Annotated in this window: 21 protein-coding genes; 8 read left to right on the top strand and 13 right to left on the bottom strand. The window is 35.2% G+C overall.

Annotated features, from left to right (window positions below):
* Positions 1-12 precede the first annotated feature (12 nt).
* Positions 13-1113: a serine hydrolase domain-containing protein gene (locus ACKX2A_RS16555; RefSeq protein WP_415325967.1), complete on the top strand. Its 1101-nt coding sequence runs from the start codon at positions 13-15 to the stop codon at positions 1111-1113.
* 215 nt (positions 1114-1328) lie between these two features.
* Here ACKX2A_RS16555 and ACKX2A_RS16550 read toward each other — a convergent pair whose 3' ends face one another.
* Positions 1329-2096: a phospholipase D family protein gene (locus ACKX2A_RS16550; protein ID WP_415325966.1), complete on the bottom strand. Its 768-nt coding sequence runs from the start codon at positions 2094-2096 to the stop codon at positions 1329-1331.
* A gap of 155 nt (positions 2097-2251) precedes the next feature.
* Positions 2252-3109 (bottom strand): alpha/beta hydrolase, encoded by an 858-nt coding sequence (locus ACKX2A_RS16545; protein ID WP_415325964.1) that lies wholly within the window; start codon positions 3107-3109, stop codon positions 2252-2254.
* Between the two features lie 174 nt (positions 3110-3283).
* Between ACKX2A_RS16545 and nagB the strand changes: the two genes are divergently transcribed.
* Positions 3284-5203, top strand: coding sequence for a glucosamine-6-phosphate deaminase (nagB, locus tag ACKX2A_RS16540; protein WP_415325962.1), 1920 nt, complete (start codon positions 3284-3286; stop codon positions 5201-5203).
* Between the two features lie 195 nt (positions 5204-5398).
* Here the strand turns inward: nagB and ACKX2A_RS16535 are convergent, their stop codons facing one another.
* Both ACKX2A_RS16535 and ACKX2A_RS16530 read right to left on the bottom strand, forming a co-directional pair.
* A complete protein-coding gene (locus ACKX2A_RS16535; protein ID WP_415325960.1) occupies positions 5399-7732 on the bottom strand; it encodes an ATP-dependent helicase in 2334 nt (777 codons plus the stop codon).
* Positions 7733-7905: 173 nt separating this feature from the next.
* Positions 7906-8676 carry a DUF3108 domain-containing protein gene (locus ACKX2A_RS16530; RefSeq protein WP_415325959.1) on the bottom strand — a complete coding sequence of 257 codons (771 nt, stop codon included), beginning with the start codon at positions 8674-8676 and terminating at the stop codon, positions 7906-7908.
* Positions 8677-8834: 158 nt separating this feature from the next.
* Between ACKX2A_RS16530 and ACKX2A_RS16525 the strand changes: the two genes are divergently transcribed.
* Both ACKX2A_RS16525 and ACKX2A_RS16520 read left to right on the top strand, forming a co-directional pair.
* Complete coding sequence (locus ACKX2A_RS16525; protein WP_415325957.1) at positions 8835-9890, top strand: NAD(P)/FAD-dependent oxidoreductase; 1056 nt, start codon at positions 8835-8837, stop codon at positions 9888-9890.
* 27 nt (positions 9891-9917) lie between these two features.
* On the top strand, positions 9918-10247 hold the full coding sequence (locus ACKX2A_RS16520) for a 2Fe-2S iron-sulfur cluster-binding protein (RefSeq protein ID WP_055982714.1): 330 nt from the start codon (positions 9918-9920) through the stop codon (positions 10245-10247).
* 57 nt (positions 10248-10304) lie between these two features.
* Here the strand turns inward: ACKX2A_RS16520 and ACKX2A_RS16515 are convergent, their stop codons facing one another.
* The 6 genes from ACKX2A_RS16515 to ACKX2A_RS16490 form a co-directional block, all read right to left on the bottom strand.
* Positions 10305-11363, bottom strand: coding sequence for a hypothetical protein (locus tag ACKX2A_RS16515; RefSeq protein ID WP_415325955.1), 1059 nt, complete (start codon positions 11361-11363; stop codon positions 10305-10307).
* 23 nt (positions 11364-11386) lie between these two features.
* Positions 11387-11968: a TIGR00730 family Rossman fold protein gene (locus ACKX2A_RS16510; protein WP_415325953.1), complete on the bottom strand. Its 582-nt coding sequence runs from the start codon at positions 11966-11968 to the stop codon at positions 11387-11389.
* The gene (locus ACKX2A_RS16505; RefSeq protein ID WP_415325951.1) at positions 11968-12483 is read right to left on the bottom strand and encodes a hypothetical protein; all 516 of its coding nucleotides are present in this window, start codon (positions 12481-12483) and stop codon (positions 11968-11970) included. Before ACKX2A_RS16505 ends, ACKX2A_RS16510 begins: the two co-directional genes overlap by 1 nt.
* An 84-nt stretch (positions 12484-12567) precedes the next feature.
* Positions 12568-14013 carry an aminoacyl-histidine dipeptidase gene (locus ACKX2A_RS16500; RefSeq protein ID WP_415325950.1) on the bottom strand — a complete coding sequence of 482 codons (1446 nt, stop codon included), beginning with the start codon at positions 14011-14013 and terminating at the stop codon, positions 12568-12570.
* Between the two features lie 85 nt (positions 14014-14098).
* Positions 14099-14593: a hypothetical protein gene (locus ACKX2A_RS16495; RefSeq protein WP_415325948.1), complete on the bottom strand. Its 495-nt coding sequence runs from the start codon at positions 14591-14593 to the stop codon at positions 14099-14101.
* Between the two features lie 22 nt (positions 14594-14615).
* On the bottom strand, positions 14616-15221 hold the full coding sequence (locus tag ACKX2A_RS16490) for a hypothetical protein (RefSeq protein ID WP_415325946.1): 606 nt from the start codon (positions 15219-15221) through the stop codon (positions 14616-14618).
* A 178-nt stretch (positions 15222-15399) separates the two neighbouring features.
* On the opposite strand from ACKX2A_RS16490, the gene recR reads away from it, so the two are divergent.
* From recR to ACKX2A_RS16475, 3 genes are read left to right on the top strand one after another with little or no spacing between them, the layout of a single operon-like run.
* Positions 15400-16014, top strand: coding sequence for a recombination mediator RecR (gene recR / locus ACKX2A_RS16485; RefSeq protein ID WP_415325944.1), 615 nt, complete (start codon positions 15400-15402; stop codon positions 16012-16014).
* Positions 16015-16031: 17 nt separating this feature from the next.
* Positions 16032-16838, top strand: coding sequence for a glycosyltransferase family 2 protein (locus tag ACKX2A_RS16480; protein ID WP_415325942.1), 807 nt, complete (start codon positions 16032-16034; stop codon positions 16836-16838).
* Between the two features lie 19 nt (positions 16839-16857).
* The gene (locus tag ACKX2A_RS16475; RefSeq protein ID WP_415325940.1) at positions 16858-17691 is read left to right on the top strand and encodes a glycosyltransferase family 2 protein; all 834 of its coding nucleotides are present in this window, start codon (positions 16858-16860) and stop codon (positions 17689-17691) included.
* A gap of 50 nt (positions 17692-17741) precedes the next feature.
* Here the strand turns inward: ACKX2A_RS16475 and secG are convergent, their stop codons facing one another.
* From secG to ACKX2A_RS16460, 3 genes are all read right to left on the bottom strand, one after another.
* A complete protein-coding gene (gene secG / locus ACKX2A_RS16470) occupies positions 17742-18089 on the bottom strand; it encodes a preprotein translocase subunit SecG (protein ID WP_415325938.1) in 348 nt (115 codons plus the stop codon).
* Positions 18090-18221: 132 nt separating this feature from the next.
* Entirely contained in the window at positions 18222-20267 is a 2046-nt protein-coding gene (locus ACKX2A_RS16465) for a M16 family metallopeptidase (protein ID WP_415325936.1), read from the bottom strand.
* A 37-nt stretch (positions 20268-20304) separates the two neighbouring features.
* On the bottom strand, positions 20305-21618 hold the full coding sequence (locus ACKX2A_RS16460) for a M16 family metallopeptidase (protein ID WP_415325934.1): 1314 nt from the start codon (positions 21616-21618) through the stop codon (positions 20305-20307).
* A gap of 178 nt (positions 21619-21796) precedes the next feature.
* Here ACKX2A_RS16460 and ACKX2A_RS16455 point away from each other — a divergent pair, with 178 nt between their 5' ends.
* Positions 21797-22561 (top strand): SDR family NAD(P)-dependent oxidoreductase, encoded by a 765-nt coding sequence (locus ACKX2A_RS16455; protein WP_415325932.1) that lies wholly within the window; start codon positions 21797-21799, stop codon positions 22559-22561.
* Positions 22562-22588: the final 27 nt, after the last annotated feature.

The raw sequence follows: 22588 nt of genomic DNA, 5'->3' as shown, positions 1-22588 counted from the left end.
AACTAGTTTCACATGAAAATAAAAAATTTACTTTCCATTTCTGCATTTTGTCTTATTGCAATGTCATGCAGCAGTTCTACAGATGATTCGACAGAACAAAATTCTTCGCAGAATGACACTTCTACGACAACGGAAGCGATGTATTTTCCGCCATTAAACAGCGATAGTTGGGAAACAAAATCGATTTCCAATTTGGGATGGCATCAGGATAAAGTTCAGGATTTACTGGATTATTTGCAGACAAAAAATTCTAAAAGCTTTATGATTCTGCAAAACGGAAGAATTGTCATGGAAAATTATTTTTCGGGACACACCGCTACAACGCCATGGTATTGGGCAAGTGCAGGAAAAACATTAACCTCAACCGTGACAGGAATTGCAGAGCAGGAAGGATTTTTAAACATCAATAACAAAGTTTCAACGTACATCGGAACAGGCTGGACGAGCGAACCTTTGGCGAAAGAAAATCTCATCACCTGTAAAAATTTATTGACTATGACTTCAGGATTAGACGATAGTTTGGGCGATGACGTTACTCCCGCAAATCTAAAATACAAAGCCGATGCAGGAACACGATGGGCGTATCACAATGTTTATGTGAAGCTTCAGGATGTTGTTGCAGCCGCAACTGGACAAACATGGGCGCAATATTTCAATGTAAAATTGAGAGATAAAATCGGGATGACCGGAAGCTGGATTCAAAGTGGAGACAACAGTGTGTATTGGAGCACGACGAGAAGCATGGCTCGTTTCGGCTTGATGGCTCTAAACAACGGCAACTGGAACGGTACACAAATCATTAATTCTAATTATTTTCAAAGTGCGACAACGACTTCTCAGAACATCAATTTAGCTTATGGATATTTGTGGTGGCTGAATGGGAAATCGAGCTATCATCTTCCGCAAACGCAATTTCAGTTTAATGGAAAGTTGATTCCGAGTGCGCCGGATGACATGTTTTGTGCTTTAGGAAAAAATGATCAGAAAATATATGTTGTTCCGAGTAAAAAACTGGTAATCATCCGAATGGGAGATGCAGCAGATAATGTAAATCTTGCGCTTTCTGATTTTGATGATGTGCTGTGGCAGAAAATTAATGCCGTGATTAATTAGTGAATGATCAATGTCAATTGTGAATTTGCTTCGCTGTGAATTGTGAATTTCTGTTTTAATTTTTAACGCAAAGTTCGCAAAGTTATTTGTCCATAATTCTGCTTATTTTTAAGTTCGCAAAGGCGTTTCACTTAACAAAGATCGCAAAGAAATATTTTTATTAAAAAGATAACATTCTTAACCATCAACCAAAAACAATCAACTATCAACAAATATCAACTCATCGGTTCCTTATACAACTGGCTTCCCCAAAACTGAATATCCCTTTCCGGTAAATTGGAATGAAAATAAATCTCTTTCATTTCTTCAATAATCTTCGCCACTGCATTTGGATCGGTGGTTCGGATTCTTGTTTCATGATTTTCTTTTACTCCACTTCCTGTAAAATTAAGAGAACCTAAATAAGCAATTTCATCATCAATAATGTAAATTTTACTATGGATAAAAGTTTTATTAGTAGAATTTCCACTATTCGGAGAGACAAAAACTTTAAAGGGAAATAGTTGTTTGTAAGTATAATGATACACTTTCGTTCTCTTGATTTTTTTAACGATGGAATCTCTCACAAAGAACATTAAAACAATTAAAATAAAACCATAAGCCAATTTAAAATTGTTTAAAAGATACATTAAAGGAAGCAAAACGATACCAAGACCAATCATCGCAAAAAGTAAAGTTCCCGATAAGCTTGCAAGATTATCACGAGTTTCCTTTGCCTTTTCATCAACACGTCTGTTTTGAATGATAAGTTTGTGGATATTCTTGTCGTATCCATAAAAATCTTCAATTTCGTCACTTGTAATCAACCTGATTTTGATGCCTTTTGAATGAAGATAAATCAATTCTTTAATCAAAAAAGGAGAAAGATAAGGCGAAACAATTTTCACATTTTTCTTTGCATTTCTAATGTCTTGCAGCAGTTTAGCTCCCGCTTGTTTTCCTATATAAATATCACAGACCGCATTGTTGTAGAACGTTCCCATTGTTTCGAAATCAATTTATTTTCACCCCAAAGAAATAAAAATTTAAAAACTTTGCAAAATAATCGGGCTCGAAGTTGTAAGCACGAAGCTTGAAGTCTAAAAATTGCACGTATAGCTTTAAACATTCTACTTCCCTCTTCCAACTTTAAGCCATATTACTTCCTCAACTTCTCGATCCTCTTAATTTCATTCAAAAGCAATGGAAATGCTGGTTGAGCCATTCCTCCATGATCGAAGCCCTGAAGTTCATACAAAGTTGTTTCTTTATGACCTTTCAATTTCATCATTCTAGTCATGTAGGCATTTTCTTCGTATCTACCAAGTAATTCCTTTTCGCGATCACCTGTAATCAACAACAAAGGCGGTGCATCGGCTCTGATAAAATGAAGCGGTGCAAAATCATCAATTCTTGCATCCAGTTCATCGATTCCCATTTCCTTTCTAGCTGTAAAATGGGAGATCATTTGCCCGCTGAAAGGGATGATTCCGGCAAATTTGTTGGCATCGATTCCGTATTTATTTAAGTAAGATTTGTTTAAACCTACCATCGCTGCTAAATATCCACCCGCAGAATGCCCGGAAATAAAGATCAGATCTTCACTTCCTCCGTAATTTTTAATGTTTTTAAAAACCCAATTTGTCGCAGCCGCAGCGTCTTCAATATATTTTGGAGCATTTACTTTTGGCGAGAGCCTGTAATTTACTCCAATTACGGCGATTCCTTTATTTTTTAATGCTTCCGGAATTTCTTTTTGTCCGCCTGTTAATCCACCTCCGTGAAACCAGATTACTGTCGGAAAATTTTTCACATTTTTAGGAACATAGATGTCCAATACACATCTTTCATTGATGTAAGCATCAGATTTATTCGTTTTTTCATCATAATAATGAACATTTTGAATTGTATTGTATTCCTGCGAAAACAAAGGTGCTGCAATAAACAGTAAAGTAAAAAACAAGAGAATCCTGCGCATAATGGTAATTTTAATGGATAAATATAACGAATTCTTCATTGTCTCAATTTGACAACTATTTAAATTTAATTTAAATCATAATCAAAATAATTTATTTTTTTAATCAAGATAACCTAAAAAATTACAATTTCTTCCTGAAGATAAAATTCACCCATTATTTATTTAATTTTTAATCCTAATTCTTTACCTTTAAATATCAAAATACAAAATAAGATGATCAAATTAAATTTACTGGAGGAAACACGGTTCGAAAAAGTTCCGGTAACCGTATTCGAAAACTCCAAAATTGCGTCCCTTCACGTTGCTCACAGAATTGCTGAAATTATAAGGAAAAAACAGACAGAAAATTCTTATGCTGTTTTGGGTTTGGCGACCGGAGTTACACCAATTGCTGTTTATTCTGAATTGGTAAGGCTTCACAAAGAAGAAGGTCTGAGCTTCAAAAATGTGATCACTTTCAATCTGGATGAATATTATCCGATGCAGCCGGATTCTGCACAAAGCTATGTCACTTTTATGTATCAGAATCTATTTAATCATATTGATATTGAAAAAGGAAATATCCACATTCCAAACGGAACGATTGCATTGGAAGGAATTCCTGCTTTTTGCCTTGAATACGAAAAACAAATTGAGGCTTTAGGAGGCTTGGATATTCAGATTTTGGGAATCGGACGTACAGGACACATCGGTTTCAACGAACCCGGTTCTGCTCCGAATTCGGGGACAAGACTAGTTACCCTTGATGATCTTACCCGAAGAGATGCAGCTCACGATTTTGGAGGTAAAAGTTTTGTTCCCACAAAAGCAATTACCATGGGAATCGGAACTATTTTTAAAGCTAAAGAAATTATCCTCATGGCTTGGAGTCGTAAAAAAGCACCAATCGTGAAAAAAGCCGTGGAGGGAGAAATTTCAGGTGAAGTTCCGGCAACTTATCTGCAACTCTCTAATAATGTTGAATTTATTCTCGACGAACCAGCGTCAAAAGAATTAACTCGTTTCAATACACCGTGGCTCGTAAAAGATTGCATTTGGACGGATGAATTGATTCACAAGGCGGTTATTTGGTTGGCAAATACTTTGGAAAAGCCCATTTTAAAGTTAACAGAAGACGATTACAACAACAATGGAATGGCTCAACTGGCAACAGAAAAAGGTCCGGTTTACAATATTAACATTCAAATTTTCAATAAATTACAACATACAATCACAGGTTGGCCCGGTGGAAAACCCAATGCCGATGATTCTCAACGTCCTGAAAGAGCAGAACCAGATAAAAAACGTTCTATTATTTTCTCTCCGCATCCCGATGATGACGTGATTTCTATGGGTGGAACTTTCATTCGCTTGGTCGATCAAAAACATGACGTCCATGTCGCTTATCAAACTTCTGGAAATACGGCGGTTTGGGATGATGATGCTTTGCGTTTTGTGGAATTTAATTTAGATTTTTCCGTAAAAATGGGAATTGAAAATCAACATTTAAAGGAAATTTATTTAAAAATGAAAACTTTTCTCGATGAAAAAAAACCAAATGAATCAGATATTCAGGAAATTCGCACGGTAAAATCATTGATCAGAAAAGGTGAAGCTATTGCAGGAGCTCGTTACTGCGGATTGGAAGACGATCATATTCACTTTTTATCACTACCTTTCTATGAAAACAGGACTGACAAAAAAAATCCAATTTCGGAAGAAGATATTGCTTTAACAATGGAATTATTGCATAAGGTAAAGCCCCATCAAGTTTTTGCAGCAGGTGATTTTGAAGATCCTCACGGAACGCATTTGATTTGCTTTAATATTATTCTCGAAGCCTTAAAACGTCTGCAAAAAACAGAATCTTGGACAAAAGACTGCTGGCTTTGGATGTACCGCGGTGCGTGGCATGAGTTTCAAACTCATGAAATTGAAATGGCTGTTCCGCTGAGTCCGCGAGAGGTGGAGCGAAAAAAACAGGCGATTTTTAAACATCAAAGTCAGAAGGATAAAGCTGTTTTTCCGGGGGATGACTCTCGGGAATTCTGGCAGCGTGCGGAAGATCGAAACCGTGAAACTGCTAAGGCTTATGATAAATTAGGATTGGCGGAATATGAAGCGATGGAGGCTTTTGTGAGATGGAAGTTTTGATTTTTTGATTTGCCACTTATACATGAATTTTTACGAATGATTTTTTTCTCTCGCAGATTTTGCAGATTTGCACAGATGTTTATGCTTTTAATTCTTATGAAAAAGAAAATATGCGCAATCATCTGTGCAAATCTGTGAAATCTGTGGGAAAATATTTTGAGATTGCTTCGTCGCTTCGCTCCTCGCAATGACGGTTTATATTTTCGTCAGTTTAGCGTATTTTAAAATCAAGTTTTTCTCACCTTCGTGTAGGAAAACTACTTTTGCTTTGATATTTTGTGGATCGGTTCCGTCGAGGAAAGTGACTTCTCCGATTCCGAAACGATCATGTCTTACCTTGTCCCCCACTTCAATATCTTGCGAAGATGCTCCACTTGGATTAATAATTTTCGCTGTTGCAACAGGTTTTAATTTACGAGGTTCAGCAATTGGTTTTGAATTATCTGATTTTTCGATGGTTTTCTTTTCAACTTTTTTAAAGCTCTTTATTTCAGAAGGATGCTCATCGAAAATATTGGATTTTACTCCTGAATTATTGATGAAACGTTTTTCAATAGCAGGATTTACAAATTCGATATACTGATCGTCTATTTCACTTAAAAATCGTGACGGTTCTGCATCCGTAATTTTCCCCCATTGAAAACGTGAGATTGCGTAAGAGAAAAACACCTGCTTTTCGGCTCTCGTCAATGCAACATAAAACAAACGTCTTTCTTCTTCCAAATCTTCTCTCGTTGCAGAACTCATAAAGCTTGGGAAAAGATTTTCTTCTAGGCCAACCAAATGAACAACAGGAAATTCCAGACCTTTGGAAAGGTGAATCGTCATTAACGAAACCATATCTTCCTCATCATCTTTCACTTGTGTATCTGCGGAAAGCGCAATGTTTTCGAGGAAATTCGGCAGGCTTGGATCTCCGTCTTCCAACTGCATTTGCTCTTCGATGAAACCCTGCATCGAGTTCATCAATTCCTGAACGTTTTCTACTCTTGAAATTCCTTCGGGAGTCTGATCGTCTTTTAAAAATTTAATTAATCCGCTTCGTTTTGCCACTTCCATCGCGACATTGTAGGCTGTTTCGGTTTTTAACAATACCTGAAATGCTTTAATCATCGACCAAAAATCATTCAGTTTATTTAAGACACCATTATTTAAACCTAATTGTGGTGCGTAAATCGGAAGATTACTCAACACACTTGAAACCGTAACATTCTGAGCATCAGCAAAAACAACCAATTTATTCTGAGTTGTTTCACCAATTCCTCTTGCAGGATAATTAATAATTCTCATCAACGCTTCCGAATCATTTTCATTGATTAACAGTCGAAGATAGGCGATCAAATCTTTCACCTCTTTTCTTTGATAGAAAGACAGACCTCCGTAAACTTTATACGGAATATTTTTCCTTCTCAAAGCATCTTCAAAAGCACGTGTCTGAGAGTTTGTTCTATATAAAATGGCAAAATCACCATACTTTCTTTGTTCGCGGTTTCTTGTTTCCCAGATATTTCCGGCTACGAAATTCGCTTCATCTGCATCGGACATTGAACGATAGACCTTAATCTTATCCCCTTCTTCATTTTCACTGAAAACGTTTTTCTTAAACTGTTGAAGGTTTTTTGCGATGACCACATTCGCTGCATTCACAATATTCTGAGTCGAACGGTAATTCTGTTCCAAAGCCACCGTCACAGCATCAGGATAATCTTTTTTAAAGTTCAAAATGTTATAAATATTCGCACCACGGAAAGAATAAATCGACTGTGCATCGTCTCCTACCACACAAATATTTTCAAACTTTGAAGCCAATGCTTTCACAATCAGATACTGAGAATGGTTCGTATCCTGGTACTCATCCACCAAAATATATCTGAAACGGTCTTGATATTTAGCTAAGACTTCAGGAAAACGAGTCAGTAATTCGTTGGTTTTTAACAATAAATCATCAAAATCCATTGATCCATTTTTGAAACACTGTTCAACATATCTCTGATAAATCTGTCCTATGAATTTCATGTTGGCTTTTTCGTCAGCTTCCATTAATTCAGGGTTTGCGAAATATGCTCTTACCGTAATCAGATTGTTTTTATAACTGGAAATTCTTGCCTGAACTTTTTTAGGTTTATACAGCTCGGCATCAATATTCATGTCTTTCAGCACTTTTTTGATGACATTCAATGCATCTTGCTGGTCATAAATCGTAAAGTTGGAAGGATATCCCAAATAATGTGCTTCACTTCTCAGAATTCTGGCAAAAACCGAGTGAAAAGTACCCATCCAGAGGCTTTTTGCATTGCTTTGTCCCACCACTTTTGCGATACGTTCTTTCATTTCTTTTGCTGCCTTATTCGTAAAGGTCAACGCTAGAATATTGAAAGGGTCTACTCCATTCGTGATCAAATGCGCGATACGCATCGTAAGAACACGCGTCTTTCCGGAACCTGCTCCCGCAAGCACCATCAATGGTCCTTGTAATGTGGTAACGGCATCAAACTGTGATTCATTAAGTCCTTTCAAATAATCCTCCATGCTGCAAAATTTTTTTGGGAACACAAAATTAGTGTATTATATGGAGAATTCAAATTTGTATTTGGAAGTTACTGCCTGTAAATTTTAAAGTATATTTCTTCACGAGCTTTCATCTCCTTCCATTGTTACCAAAAGTATTGAATAGAGATTCAAATAATTATTAAAATTATTTCTTATTTCGTGAATTTTAAAGGATATTTTGCATTTTTGATGTCATCAATACTTGCTTTTAGAGAACCAACCGCCAATTCAGCCTTCAATAACATCGGAATATGGTTGGCATCATTGGAAACCCACATCGTAACACCTTCTTTTTCTTTGAAAACTCGACCGCTTTTTACAGATGGAATTATTTTTAAACAATTAATAGTTCCGAATTTTGTTTTTAAATCTTCAGTTCCGGTTACTTTTAACTGAAAAGGAAACATTTCATCATCAATCCAAACATTCATATTGATAACAGTTCCAATCTTTAATTCTGCAGGGCTTTTGCTTCTTAAGTAGTAAAAACATGAAAGCATATCCTGGACACCTTTTACCGATTTTATGACTTTCGATCCGTTGGCAGGAGTTTTCTTATCGGTTAAAATTAATGTATTATTATCATGATTAAAAGCCGTTTCAAAATGTTGAGTATAGCTTCCCTCCTTTACATTTCTCACATAAAAACTTGGCAAACCTGTATTTACATTGATAAAACTTTCGTAAAGATCTTCCACCTTGAAGAACGCTTTTACAGCACCGGTTGTGGCTCCCGTACCTTTCACATACAAGTGCGGAATGCCCATATAAGTTGTCTTTTTGGTGGTAAGATTGGCTGTTCCGGCATTCAGAAAACCGTAATGAATTCTGAACGTAATGGACTCACCATCTGCAATATTGTCGATCTGGGCAAATCCCAAACAGAAGATAAATATTGTTAAAAAGCTGAAAATGTTCTTCATAGTTAAAGTTTTTACAAAAACGTTGCCAAATTTAAAATCATAATAATTTTCTGTTTATTTGATAAATCTCAGTTTTTTATTTAGAATGAATTAAATATGCTTCGCATTAAAATTAGTAAATTTGCAGCCACAAGTATAATTAAATTATCTTTACAAATATGATAACGACCGATATTTTGATCATAGGAGCCGGCCCGACTGGACTTTTTGCTGTTTTTGAAGCAGGTTTATTAAAAATGAAGTGCCACATTATCGATGCACTTCCTCAACCGGGAGGACAATTGGCTGAGCTTTATCCTAAAAAGCCTATTTTCGATATTCCGGGTTATCCTTCGGTAAATGCAGGAGAATTGGTAGATAATTTAATGGAGCAGATCAAGCAGTTCCAACCAGGATTCACTTTGGGAGAAACAGCTGTTTCTTATACTAAAGTTGATGACGAATGGTTTGAAGTGGTAACCAACAAAGGAACTGTTCACAGATGTAAAGCAATCGCTATTGCAGGTGGTTTGGGAACTTTTGAACCTAGAAAACCGACCTTCGAAAACCTTGCTGATTATGAGGAAAAAGGTATCGAATATTTCGTAAAAGAGCCTGAACATTTCAGAAATAAAAAAGTAGTAATCGCTGGAGGTGGAGATTCTGCACTGGATTGGAGTATCTTCTTGTCGAATGTGGCAAGTGAAGTGACTTTAATTCACAGAAGAAACGAATTCCGTGGAGCTTTGGATTCTGTTGAAAAAGTTCAGGAACTTAAAAATCAAGGTAAGATTAAACTAATCACTCCTGCTGAAGTTACAGGTGTAAAAGGTGACGGAAAAGTTGAGGCAATTACGGTTGCTGTTGATGGTCAGGATCCTTATGATATGGAAACGGATTATTTTATTCCATTATTCGGATTAACTCCAAAATTGGGAGAAATCGGAAACTGGGGATTGAATATCGAGAAAAATGCCATCGTTGTAAATAACGCATTGGATTATCAGACAAACATCGATGGAATTTATGCAATCGGTGATATCAACACATACCCAGGAAAATTGAAATTGATTCTTTGTGGTTTCCACGAAGCAACTTTAATGTGTCAGAGTGTTTACAACAGATTGAATCCAGGTAAAAAATTCGTTTTGAAATACACGACAGTAAGTGGTGTAGACGGATTCGACGGAAGTAGAAAAGAAGCTGAGAAGGCTGTTGTGAAAAAAATTGACTAAATTTGTTGCCAGAAATGAACAACAAAAATGAGTGATATTAATATAAAAATTACCGATAGAGAAGGTGTAACTCACGATGTGGTAGCTCCAACGGATATGTCCATGAATTTAATGGAAATTATTCGTTCGTATGAATTGGCAGAAGAGGGAACGATCGGAGTTTGCGGAGGAATGGCGATGTGCGCTTCTTGTCAGGTTTATGTGATCAACGATCCCGGGCTAGAGCCAATGGGCGATGAAGAAGATGCAATGCTTGGAGAAGCTTTCCATGTAAAGGAGAACAGCAGATTGGGTTGCCAACTGCATATGGCAATGGAAATGGAAGGACTTGAAGTAGAAATTGCTCCTTATCCTTAGAAAATTTTTAATTTAAAATAAAAAACTCCTGAAGATTTTTCTTCGGGAGTTTTTGGTTTATTCAATTAATGATTTAAAGACTGTTTTACCACAAATATATTTCTCGATTGTTTTAAATATTGATAATTCGTATTCTTCTATATAAGTTGTTTTTTCTTCTATAAATAATTGAGGATATTTTAACAATAGATCATTTATAGATTTTGATTCCGAAACAGAAAATAATTTCTTTAATTTTTCACAATATCCTTTTTCCTCTATATTTTTAACAGGAAATACATAATTGCACATTAAATTTAAATCAGAGAAGAGTAATTCATTCGAAATATGTGTTGATAAATATATAATTCCATCTAATTTCTTTACATCTACATCCTTTTCTAATAAAAGATCTTTATTAAATTTAAGTAATGAAAAATAAACAGCTTGAGATATTATATATTCTGGTTTAAAAGGAAATCCATTGTCTGTAAATTTTATTGAAGATGATATAATTAAGGGATACCTTAAAATATCTTCCATTCTTTTTATTTTTGAAGGTGGTGTTAAATCAAATAATGTAACTTCTTCTTCATTACTTAAAACTGAAAAATTACAAGTTTCCAAACTTGGGTTTGAAAGCTCCTCCCAACATATATAAGTTGAACTTCCTAGATAAAGGGCAGGATGTCCTGATAGTGAAAATCTTTGATTTCCAGTTCTTCGAACTTCTTCAAACGGAATGTGAAACATTTCATTACTTTTAAATTTTTTATTAGGAGTATTTGTTCTTAACCTGAAAAATGGAATTCTTTTTGGCAGTTTTTTGTAATAAATATTTCTTAGACCTAGATTACTATTAAAGAAAGTATCGTAAATGGAAAGATAATACTCGATGATTTCTCCTGCTAAAAAATACTTTATTGATTTTAAAATATTTTCGTTTTGAATTTTTATCTTATCTAAAATATTTTCTTTGACTATGTTTCCGTATATATTTTCATCTATCTCAGAAACGATGCGATAAAATTCAGTTAAATAGCTTTCAGTTATATTTAAGATATTGCCTGTTAAATGTTTATTGTTAAAAGGAGGAAAAGTTTCTTTTACTTTTTTATTAAACTCTATTAAATCCATATTAGTTTCAAATTATTTAATTTTTAAACTTCCTCCTTCGAAATCCATTTCCCAACCGTCGGAGCTTCATAATTTCTCATTTTCTCAAGCAACTCATCAATATTATCACTGATTAACAACATATCTCGATTAACTTGCTTTAAAAAACCTTTATCAACCATCGTTTGAACCAGTTTAATTAAATCATCATAAAACCCATCGGTATTCAGAACAGCGATTGGCTTTTTATGGAGACCTAGTTGTGCCCAGGTGATCATTTCGAAAAACTCTTCCAATGTTCCGTAACCTCCGGGAAGAACGATTACCCCGTCACAAAGTTCATTCATTTTGGTTTTTCTTTCGTGCATGGTTTCAACCAAGATAAGTTCTGTCAATTGTTTGTGAGCAATTTCTTTTGACTGTAAAAAGTGAGGAAGAACTCCGATCACTTTTCCGCCTGCATTTAAAGCTCCATCGGCTACAGCTCCCATCAAACCGGTAATTGCACCGCCGTAAACCAATTGAATATTTTGTTTTGCTAAAGTCTGTCCAAGTAAAGTCGCCTGTTCTTTATATATTTCGTCCGAACCAAAGCTTGATCCGCAGAATACTGTGATACTTTTCATTATAAAATTGTTTGAGATTTTATTTTTTTTCCGTTATTATATTCAATTTCGTATTTGTTACCTTGTTTATCAATGCAAAACCATTTTCCGTGTTTCTTATTATTTTTGAATTCCTGATAGGTGTACAAAACATTGCTTTTATAAAAGCTGAAATTCTTTTTCTTCTGATTTTCATCAAACTCTGTTTCCCAATATCTTGATCCATCTGAACTGTAGCCTATATGTTTAGTTTTTTGAGATGTTTTAACATTAAAAATAAATTCATCACAAACTACTTGCCTATTGTAAATATTGAAATAGACTAAAATTTTTGTCCTGCTTCCATTGTCATAAATTTCTTCCCATTTAATGTGATTTCTTTTCTTTTTATCTTGAAGAATTCCTGTAAACTTTTTATTATCTGATTTGTTGTACGCAATTCCATCTTCAAAATAAAGATCATCAATGGTTACTTTTTCCTGACAAAAAGTTTTAATAAAGGCTAAAAATAGAATGAATACTATTTTGAATTTCATGTTGGGTTATTAGTTTAATTAAATTAAAAACAAATATCCAAAATCAAAACGACTTTGGATATTCAATATAGCAATTTTACAATTTTATTTTTGAGGAATATTTGCTAAAATATCTTTCAGGAAACTCCAGAATTTCTGTGTTGAAGGGATGTTTGCCTTTTCATCCGGTGAGTGAGCGCCACGGATTGTCGGTCCGAAACTTACCATTTCCATCTCAGGATAATTGGCTCCGATGATTCCACATTCCAAGCCTGCGTGACAAGCCACAACATGAGGTTTTTCTGTGAACTTTTCAGTATAAATTTTCTCCATCAGCTGAACGATTTCTGAACCTGGCTTTGGTTTCCAACCTGGATAAGAACCACTGAAAACAGTATCCATTCCTGCTAATTCTGCAACAGATTTTAATTGTTCCGCAACAGAATCTTTAGATGATTCTACAGATGATCTTGAAAGGTTTAAAATTTTAAGCTCTCCGCCTTTTAATTCAACTCTTGCAACGTTGTTTGATGATTCAACCAAATCTTTTACATCCGGACTCATTCTGTAAACCCCGTTGTGAAGAGATTTCAAAGTCAAAATAATTTTCTTTGAATCCGCTTCTGAAATAGCTTTATCCGAAGAGGTAGCATTTTCAATATTAATATGAATATTCGGTTCTACCGTAGCAAATTCTTCTAAAATTTCTTTTTTAAGACCGTTGGTTACTTCTTCGATAAATTCCTGAGCATTTCTCACAGAAACCAAAGCAACTGCTTCTCTCGGAATAGCGTTTCTCAATCCGCCTCCATCAACAGAAATCAATTGAATATTCTCTTTTTCAAGACCTTTATAAAGAAGTCTTCCCAAAATTATATTCGCATTTCCAAGACCTTTGTGAATATCCATTCCTGAATGTCCACCTTGAAGACCTTTTACTTCAATTCTTACAGTTTGTCCGTTTGCAGCTTCAGTTTCGTAGCTTTGAGAGATTGTTACATCAATTCCACCGGCACAACCTATGTCGATTTCGTCGTCTTCTTCCGTGTCAAGATTCAATAAAATGTCTCCGGTTAACTGTCTTGGTTTTAAACCTAAAGCTCCGGTCATACCGGTTTCTTCATCGATCGTAAAAAGTGCTTCTAAAGCGGGATGCGGAATATCTGAACTTTCAAGAATTGACATAATTGTTGCCACTCCCAAACCGTTATCTGCCCCTAAAGTTGTTCCTTTCGCCTTTACCCAATCGCCATCGATTTCCATTTTGATACCTTCTGTTTCGAAATCAAAATTTACGTCGTTGTTTTTCTGGCAAACCATGTCAAGGTGAGATTGAAGAACGATTGATTTACGGTTTTCCATTCCCGCTGTAGCAGGTTTTTTGATGATTACGTTTCCGACTTCATCTACCGTAGTTTCCAATCCTAAATTTTCACCAAATTGTTTGATGAAAGCAATTACTTTTTCCTCTTTTTTTGATGGTCTTGGAACAGCATTTAACTTAGAAAAATTTTTCCAAATTATTTGCGGTTCTATATTAGATAGTTCCATTGAATTTTTATTTTTCTCAAAATTACGAAATAAAAAATGCTTCCGTAAATCGGAAGCAATATTTTTGCTAGAAGTTAGAAGCTTTTTAACATCCGCATTCTCCATAAATAGGCATTGTAATCACTGTTCCATCCGTTTTTTCGATCGTAAGTGTACCTTGAAATAATAAGGCTTCTTCTCCTTTTATTTTCTTGCCTTTTACAGAGATTTTGTAATTGTCGCTTTCTATTTCTTTACTTAATTCTTCATCTACTTCCATATCGCTTGACGAAATAAGATTCATAGCCAGTCTTTTACCGTCCAGTTTCATGTAAGCGGTTTTTCCGGCGTCATCGGCATAAATATATTTTTCAGCTTCAAAATCTGCTTTATCTTTTGCAAAATAACATGAGCATTCCTTGATTTCTTTTGGAAAAGGAAAGTTTTCGACTAATATTTTTCCGGAAGCAGATACATTTGTAGCTGCAGAATCCTGAACGATTGCTATAGAATCTTTACTTGCCGAAGTTGTTGCTGTCTGCTGTTCTTTTTTACAAGAAACCAACAGAATTGCTGAAAAGAAAATGATTAAGTATTTCATTGTTTGTGGTTTATTTTATTATTTATCCTCTTGCTCTTTCAAGAAGAACCATCATTAGTAATGAAAGAATAACCAAGCTCTCGTCTTCATCGTCGATATCGATCATTCTATCCAGTTGGAATCTTCTTCCGAAGAAAGAAGGCATCTTTTTTAGTTTAAAATATTCTTTTCCGTTGGCATCTTTTACGGTGTAAGCCGGATTTAGGAAATATCCTGTAAACATCCCAATAATTGGGATTTCACTTACCATACCGTCAAAAAATTTTGTCCATGCATTATCTTCTGTTATTGTAAATTTCGGCTGGTCGTTGGCATCAAGAACATTGTAAGTAGATTTCCAGATCGAGCGCATTCCTTTTCTCGCAAGTCTTCCGAAATTCTTGCCTGTCGCAATTTCATTTAAAGAATAAGATGCATTAAAATCGATCCATTGGTTGGCTCTGATTCTGAAAAGTTCTTTGGATTTGGTTTCATCGTTAAAAACAATAACGTCTTCTTTTAATTTAAACATTTTCTGACGGACATACGCTACATAATTTCCATTTTTGTCCGTGATGTTGAAGTCGCTTGCAAGCGTTGTAATTTTAAATTTAAAATCCAGGGGATAATTTAAATTATTAAGTGCCATTGAGTTTATTTTTTCAAGTTAATATTTAGATTCTCAAAGATAGGGTTTTTAAATTTAGGCTGGAAGTTTTAGGCTGGAAGCTGGAAGATTTTAATATTCGTTTTAAATAAAATTTTAGGGTAAAAAAACTAATAACCATCAACAATAAACTATCAACAATAATCACTATTTTTGTGTTATGGATTACCCAAGTAAAGTTTTGGCGAAAGCAGTGGATGAGATTTCGGGATTGCCCGGAATTGGAAGGAAAACAGCTTTACGTTTAGCATTACATTTATTGAAGCAGCCGAATTCCAGAGCGATGAGTCTTGGGAATTCTTTGATTAACCTTGTGAATGAAATAAAATACTGTAAAGAATGTCATAATTTTTCTGATTTTGATGTTTGCGAAATCTGCAGCAATCACAAGAGAAATGATGAAGTTGTTTGCATCGTAGAAGATGTTCGAGATGTAATTGCCATTGAAAATACAGGGAAATATACAGGAAAATATTTGATATTGGGTGGGAAAATTTCTCCGATGGAAGGAGTCGGACCACATCAACTGAATATTTCGAGTATTGAAAAAAAATTGAACGACGGAAAAGTAAAAGAACTGATTTTTGCTTTGAGCGCAACTATGGAAGGCGATACAACGGCATATTACATTTACAAAAAATTTAAAAATTTTAATGTTAATTTCTCAAGTATTGCAAGAGGAATTTCGGTTGGAGATGAGCTGGAATATGCAGACGAAATTTCCCTGGGAAGGTCTATTATGAACAGATTGCCTTACAATGAAGGAAATTCTTAACTTCTCAATTTTCGCAAATGATTTCTGTAATAATTCCTTTATATAATGCTGAAAAAACGATCATTAATGCTTTAAATTCAATTAAAGTACAGACAGTCGGAGCAGAGGAATTTGAGATCATAATTATTAATGACGGTTCTACAGACGGGAGCAAAAGCCTTGTTGAAAGATATATCAGACAAAATCCGGATTTAAATATCCAGCTTCTTGAACAAGTAAACGGAGGGGTTTCAAAAGCCCGAAATTTAGGATTAAAAATAGCAAAAGGTGAATTTATTGCTTTGCTGGATGCCGACGACGAATGGCTTCCTGAAAAAACGGCGAAACAATTAAACTATCTCAAAAATAATGATCTTCAAATTGATTTTATTGCAACACGAAGAAACAATAATAAAATTCTTTTGCCATATCGAGTAGAAAATAATCTTGCTGAAATTACTTTTAAAAAGTTATTAATACGAAATGAAGCACAGCCTTCTACCGTTATTTTTAAAAGAAAAATTTTGGATAATACAGGATATTTCAATGAAAATCACAGATATGCAGAAGACCTTAATTATTGGATGAAAATCGCCAAAAGCAACAATAAAATGTATATTCTAGATGAAAGTCTGCTGATTGCCGACGGAGGAAAAAGAACATTTGGTGTTGCCGGACTTTCTGCTAATCTCTCTGCGATGGAGGAAGGATTTCAGAAGAATCTAAAGGAAATGTATCATCTGAAACATATTAATTTTCCCGAATATATCTTTCTGAAGATTTTTTATAAAGCGAAATACTTACTTTTGCTGGGGAGAACGTTTTACTATAGTCTCAGAAAATAATAACCAAACGCAGAATCTTATGAAGTTGTCAGTCATTATCGTTAATTATAATGTCACCCAATTACTGAAAAATTGTCTTTTATCTCTTCAAAAATATTTGGAAGATGTAGATTATGAGGTGATTGTGATTGATAATGCGTCTACGGATTCTTCTTGGGGAGATCTTATTCCCGAATTTCCTAAGGTTCATTTTATTTCTTCCGAAACCAATGACGGCTTTTCAAAAGCCAATAATAAAGCCATAAAAACCGCAAAAGGAGAATATCTTTTATTGCTAAATCCGGATACGGAAATCGAAGGTTTTTATATGAATGAAATTTTAAATTTCGCCGATTCTCAGCAAAACTTTGGTTGTCTGGGTGTTAGAATGCACGATGCAGACGGAGTTTTCTTGCCGGAAAGCAAACGCTCGGTTCCGGATATGTTCAATTCATTTGAGAAGTTATTTACCAATTTTAAAAAGAACAATTCAAAATCATATTACAGATGTGATATTGATGAAGATGCTATTTCAGAAGTTGAGGTGATGACGGGTGCTTTTCTTTTGGTAAAGAAAGATGTTTACGAAAAAGTTGGCGGGTTGGATGAATCTTATTTCATGTACGGTGAAGATATTGATCTCTGTTATACGTTGTTGAGAAACGGATTTAAAAACTATTACTATGGTAAAGCTTCAATCCTGCATCACAAGGGCGAAAGTACGGTAAAAGATGAGGTGTATCTCGACAGGTTTTACGGAGCAATGCAAATTTTTATTAATAAGTATTATAAAGAGTCAAAACCGCTGCAATATTCGTTTTTAAAAGCAGGTCTCAGACTCAGACATAAAATTGAAAAGATTAAGCTAAAATAAGAAAGCAACTCGATGGAGTTGCTTTCTTTATATAAAAAAATATTATTTGCTTATTTCGTAGCCGGTGCAGGAGTCTGAGCCGGAGTAGTAGAAGAAGCCGGTGCAGATTGTGCAGGTGCTTCTTTTTTCACTGGCTGTTGCTGAGCCGGAGCTGCCACTGATGGTTTACCCGTAATTACAACGCTTATCAGAATAAGAACGATGATTACTGTACCTAAAGTCCAGGTTGCTTTTTCCATGAAGTCATTAGTTCTCTGTACCCCAAACTGTGCAGAAGATGCACCTCCGAACGTACTGGAAAGACCTCCGCCTTTCGGGTTTTGAGCCATAACAACGATTACCAATAAAACACTAGCAATCATAATAAGAACCATCAATAGTATAAATATAGTATCCATTAATTTTGATATCTTTTAGAATGGGCAAATTTAATCTTTTTTTACTGAATGACAAAGAAAGATGTCGCCAAATGTAAATAAAAATAAAAACGGCAACAATTGTTGCCGTTTTTTCTGTAAAACAGGATGTTTTTATTTAAAATCAGCGTCAGTCGCTTTGTTTACTTCGTATGATTTTACGTTCATGGTCATATCCATTCCCATTTGGTTTAAAGAGATGGTGAATGGCATTTTTACACCGTTTACATCCTTATAATTAGAGAATGTTGTAGGGATCGTCATTTCCTGACCCTGAGCCTTTACTTTTTTCGTTTCTCCGGTTTTCAATCCTGTGGCAACGCTGTAGTAGTAAGTTGTATCGCCACCTTTTACTGCGTAAGAATCTTCACCACCGATTTTCTCGATTCCGGCTACTTTATAATCAGCAGATTTTGCGAAACCAAGTTCTTCAAAAAGTTCAGTGTTTTTTAGTTTTTCAGCGATTTGCTCTGGTTTCATAGGAACTTTTTGTCCCATTTGCTCAGAATATCCCGTTTTTCCGTCGAATACTTGTTTCTGAACAGTTTGTCCCATGGCAGTTACCGTCGTCAACTCTTTTCCACCCTGAGCTTTAACGATTTTGAAATCGATATTCTGCCCCTGCATAGACATAGAAGCGTTCATTGTATAAGAAGAAATTTTAGACAAATTAGCTTTTCCTCCTATAGCATTAATGTATTTATCAGCGATAGAAGCCACAGAAACACTAGCATCAACTTTTTGAGTAGTCGGCTTAGCGACAGGATTTGCGTCTTTATCGAAATATTTTACAGGATAACCCAATTTTTCCAGTCCTTCAGAAATATCAGACGCCTTACCAGCGATGAAAATTCTGCTTTGGTTTGGTAAAATTGTGGATTTTACTGCATTTGAAACATCAGCAGCCGTTACTTTATCAATCGATTTTAAGTAATTTACATAGAAATCAGCAGGAAGATCCTGAACTTTTTGATTTAATGCAAATCTTGCAATTGTTTCAGGTTTTTCTAAAGACATGATGAAAGATCCCTTCAATTTAGCTTTAGCATTTTCCAATTCTTCCGGTTTTACAGTAGAAATCGCGTTAAGTTCATTCATAAATTCCTTAACAGCCTTGTCTGTAACCTCATTTCTTACGCTTGCGCTTGCAGAGAATTCAGGAGAATATTTGCTTGCACTCATGCTTGAATAAGCACCGTAAGTGAAACCGTTTTTCTCACGAAGGTTCATGAAAAGCCTTGCTTCACCACCACCTCCAAGTATGTAGTTTGCGATGGTTGCAGGGAAATAATTAGCATCCTTCATTTTCAGGTTGTTCAGGTTGTTTAATGAAACAACAGACTGTACAGCAGAAGGCACGTCAACCACGTTTATTTCAGTTTTAGCAACATTAGAAGCTGGTTCTAAAGCAGCAATCGGAGTATTTGCTTTTTTCCAACCGTTGAATGCTTTTTCGATTAATGGTTTTACCTGATCAAATTTTACATCACCAACAATTACCAAGTAAGCATTGTCTGGAGCGTAATATTTTTTATATGTATTTTGTACGTCAGATAACTGAATTTTGTTGATAGATTCAACTGTTTCAAATTCTCCTCTTGAAGTATTTTTCCCATACATCAAAGCATTAGAAACTCTTTCCGCGATAGAAGAAGCGTTTTTCTCGTCAGATTTTAAACCTTCAATTGCTCTTTCATTAGAATTCTGAATTTCTTCTGCTGAGAATTTAGGATTAATGATTGCATCTGCCATTAAATTTAAAACCTCAGGGAAATATTTTGAAAGTGAGCTTGCAAAAGCACCACCAGCACTGAAATTAAGATTAGCACCAAGATAATCAACTTTTTTGTTGAAATCATCTTTGCTCATGTTGGTCGTTCCGTTTTCGAACTGTTCAGCCATGATTTCGCTAACTCCTGTTACGCTTCCTTCGTTATATGGAGGTCTGTCCATAGAAAGGTTGGCGCTTACTCTTGGTAATTTGTTGTTTTCTACAACCATTACCGTAAGTCCGTTGCTTAGTTGGAAAGTCTTTGGCTTCGCAATGTTGATCGCAGGAGTTGGTCCCGGCTTCGGCATTGCATTAAGATCAATTTTTTGTGCTGAAATCGTTCCCGCGAATAAAAACGCTGCAGCTATATATGTTAATTGCTTTTTCATTTGTAAAAATTTAATTTTTAAATAATCATTTAAAGAATTACTTCTTTTCAGGAACGTAATTAATGATTATTCTTTGGTTGGAATTAAGATACTTTTTAGCAGCATTTTGAAGGTCTTGTCTTGTAATCCCTCTGTAAATGTCGATTTCTTTATTGATTAAGTTTGTATTCCCCATCAATACATGGTTTGTCGCCAATGAAGCAGCAATTCCCTGAATACTCGAATTAGCATTTACAAACTGGTTTTCGTATTGGTTTTGAAGCTTTTGATAATCTTCTTCAGAAATTAAAGTTGTCTGTAATTTTTTGATCTCAGCATCGATGTCAGTCTGTAAAGCCTGTTTTGTCGTTTGTCCCATCGGAATCGCGAAGAAGGCGAAAATACTGTAATCCTCAAGACCTTGGTTGAAAGCAGCTACCTGAAGCGCTTTTTTATCTTGGTCTACCAATTTTTTATATAAAACTGAAGATTTACCATTACTTAAATAAGAAGAAAGCATATCTAAAACATAAGCATCTTTCTCTTTGTTACCCGGCGTTCTGTATGCGAAAATGTATGCAGGAAGCTGGATGTTAGGATCAGTAGCCGTTACCTCTTTTTCCTGAGTGATAGGTGTATCTTTCGGGAAATCTTTTGGATAAACCGTTCCTTTTGGAATTCCTCCGTAATAAGTTTCGATCCATTTTTTAGTCTGTTCAGGCTTAATGTCTCCTGCAACCACTAAAGTAGCGTTGTTTGGAACGTAATATTTCTTATAAAAAGCCTGGAATTCTTCTAATTTAGCAGAATTCAAATCTTCCATAGAACCGATTGTTGGCCAGTTGTACGGGTGATTTGTAAATAAATTTTTCTGAATGGTTGTGAACAAATTTCCATAAGGCTGGTTATCCATTCTCAATCTTTTTTCTTCTTTTACAACCTCTCTTTGAGTATCAACTCCAATTTGGTTGATTACGGCGTGGCGCATTCTTTCAGCTTCCATCCAAAGACCCAATTGCTCGTTGTTTGAAGGGAAAGTTTCGTAGTAGTAAGTTCTGTCGTTCGTTGTGTTAGCGTTGTTTTGCCCTCCGTTTGAAGAAACTATTTTGAACCAATCACCTCTTTTGATGTTGGGTGTTCCTTCGAATAAAAGGTGCTCGAAGAAGTGAGCGAAACCTGTTCTTCCTTTTACTTCATCCTTTGCACCCACGTGGTACATTACTCCAGTCGTTACAACCGGTGCAGAATTGTCCTGATGAAGAATTACGTGAAGACCATTTGGTAAGTCATACTCTTCGAATTTAATTTGCTGTGCATTCAGAGCCATCCCGAAGAAAGCCGCTGCAGCAACAGAAAGAAGTCGCTTTTTCATAAAGTAGAAATTGTTTTATCAATTAGTGCCAAATTTACTTTAATTGTTACAAGGCGTGCAAGATTTTTATGAAAACTCCGAAGAATTTAATATCAGTAAAATGTATAAGTAATTTCCTTAAATGTTTAAATTTAATAATCCGAAACTGTGGAACTTTGTCCTATAAAAATCAAGTCTCATGGATACAAATATTCAAAATCAGAAAATCGCGATTATTACAGGTGGTAGCCGCGGAATCGGAAAAAGCATTGCCATTAATACTGCAAAAAGAGGAGTTGCGGTTATTTTAACGTACAACAACAATCCTGAACAGGGAATGGCAGTTGCAGAAGAAATCAATAAAAATGGAGGAAAAGCGGTTGCTTTAAAACTAGATGTTGCGGACATCAGCACTTTTGCAGATTTTTCTAATGAAGTTTCAAAAATCTTGAAGGATTGGGGAAGAGATTCATTCGATTATCTTGTAAATAATGCCGGAATCGCTCAAAGAACTTTAATTAAAGACACAACAGAAGCTATTTTTGATGAATTGGTGAATGTCAATTTTAAAGGTGTATTTTTCCTTACCCAGCAATTGGTTCCTTTGATGGAAAACGGAGGTCAGATCATCAATATTTCGTCCGGTTTGGCAAGATTTGCTTTCCCGACAGTTGCAGTTTATGGAGCTATAAAAGCCGGAATTGATTCCTTAACAAGATATTTTGCGAAAGAATTTGCAGATAAAAAAATTAGAGCCAATTCTATTGCACCAGGAGCCATCGACACAGAATTTGGAGGTGGAAAAGGAGATGAAAGTCACCGTCAGCAAATTGCAGATATGACTGCTTTAGGAAGACTCGGAGAAGCTGATGATATTGGATTTTTCATTGCTTCAATGCTTTCCGAAGACAGTCGATTTGTAAACGCTCAACGCATCGAAATCAGTGGCGGAATTTATATTTAAATTAAAAGTTAAAAAAAATATTCAAAC

The sequence above is a fragment of the Chryseobacterium sp. MMS23-Vi53 genome, assembly GCF_047651245.1.
Taxonomy (GTDB): domain Bacteria; phylum Bacteroidota; class Bacteroidia; order Flavobacteriales; family Weeksellaceae; genus Chryseobacterium.
The sequence above is the reverse complement of the archived record's forward strand: the minus strand, read 5'-3'. Positions and strand labels throughout refer to the sequence as shown.

What these genes read in the sequence shown, in the direction of transcription:
- ACKX2A_RS16530 (WP_415325959.1), bottom strand. Translation starts at nt 8,676, where the DNA reads ATGAAGAACATTTTCAGCTTTTTAACAATATTTATCTTCTGTTTGGGA.
- ACKX2A_RS16555 (WP_415325967.1), top strand. Translation starts at nt 13, where the DNA reads ATGAAAATAAAAAATTTACTTTCCATTTCTGCATTTTGTCTTATTGCA.
- ACKX2A_RS16475 (WP_415325940.1), top strand. Translation starts at nt 16,858, where the DNA reads ATGAAGTTGTCAGTCATTATCGTTAATTATAATGTCACCCAATTACTG.
- recR (WP_415325944.1), top strand. Translation starts at nt 15,400, where the DNA reads ATGGATTACCCAAGTAAAGTTTTGGCGAAAGCAGTGGATGAGATTTCG.
- ACKX2A_RS16525 (WP_415325957.1), top strand. Translation starts at nt 8,835, where the DNA reads ATGATAACGACCGATATTTTGATCATAGGAGCCGGCCCGACTGGACTT.
- ACKX2A_RS16465 (WP_415325936.1), bottom strand. Translation starts at nt 20,267, where the DNA reads ATGAAAAAGCAATTAACATATATAGCTGCAGCGTTTTTATTCGCGGGA.
- nagB (WP_415325962.1), top strand. Translation starts at nt 3,284, where the DNA reads ATGATCAAATTAAATTTACTGGAGGAAACACGGTTCGAAAAAGTTCCG.
- ACKX2A_RS16495 (WP_415325948.1), bottom strand. Translation starts at nt 14,593, where the DNA reads ATGAAATACTTAATCATTTTCTTTTCAGCAATTCTGTTGGTTTCTTGT.
- ACKX2A_RS16550 (WP_415325966.1), bottom strand. Translation starts at nt 2,096, where the DNA reads ATGGGAACGTTCTACAACAATGCGGTCTGTGATATTTATATAGGAAAA.
- secG (WP_415325938.1), bottom strand. Translation starts at nt 18,089, where the DNA reads ATGGATACTATATTTATACTATTGATGGTTCTTATTATGATTGCTAGT.
- ACKX2A_RS16505 (WP_415325951.1), bottom strand. Translation starts at nt 12,483, where the DNA reads ATGAAATTCAAAATAGTATTCATTCTATTTTTAGCCTTTATTAAAACT.
- ACKX2A_RS16460 (WP_415325934.1), bottom strand. Translation starts at nt 21,618, where the DNA reads ATGAAAAAGCGACTTCTTTCTGTTGCTGCAGCGGCTTTCTTCGGGATG.
- ACKX2A_RS16515 (WP_415325955.1), bottom strand. Translation starts at nt 11,363, where the DNA reads ATGGATTTAATAGAGTTTAATAAAAAAGTAAAAGAAACTTTTCCTCCT.
- ACKX2A_RS16455 (WP_415325932.1), top strand. Translation starts at nt 21,797, where the DNA reads ATGGATACAAATATTCAAAATCAGAAAATCGCGATTATTACAGGTGGT.
- ACKX2A_RS16500 (WP_415325950.1), bottom strand. Translation starts at nt 14,013, where the DNA reads ATGGAACTATCTAATATAGAACCGCAAATAATTTGGAAAAATTTTTCT.
- ACKX2A_RS16490 (WP_415325946.1), bottom strand. Translation starts at nt 15,221, where the DNA reads ATGGCACTTAATAATTTAAATTATCCCCTGGATTTTAAATTTAAAATT.
- ACKX2A_RS16545 (WP_415325964.1), bottom strand. Translation starts at nt 3,109, where the DNA reads ATGAAGAATTCGTTATATTTATCCATTAAAATTACCATTATGCGCAGG.
- ACKX2A_RS16480 (WP_415325942.1), top strand. Translation starts at nt 16,032, where the DNA reads ATGATTTCTGTAATAATTCCTTTATATAATGCTGAAAAAACGATCATT.
- ACKX2A_RS16510 (WP_415325953.1), bottom strand. Translation starts at nt 11,968, where the DNA reads ATGAAAAGTATCACAGTATTCTGCGGATCAAGCTTTGGTTCGGACGAA.
- ACKX2A_RS16520 (WP_055982714.1), top strand. Translation starts at nt 9,918, where the DNA reads ATGAGTGATATTAATATAAAAATTACCGATAGAGAAGGTGTAACTCAC.
- ACKX2A_RS16535 (WP_415325960.1), bottom strand. Translation starts at nt 7,732, where the DNA reads ATGGAGGATTATTTGAAAGGACTTAATGAATCACAGTTTGATGCCGTT.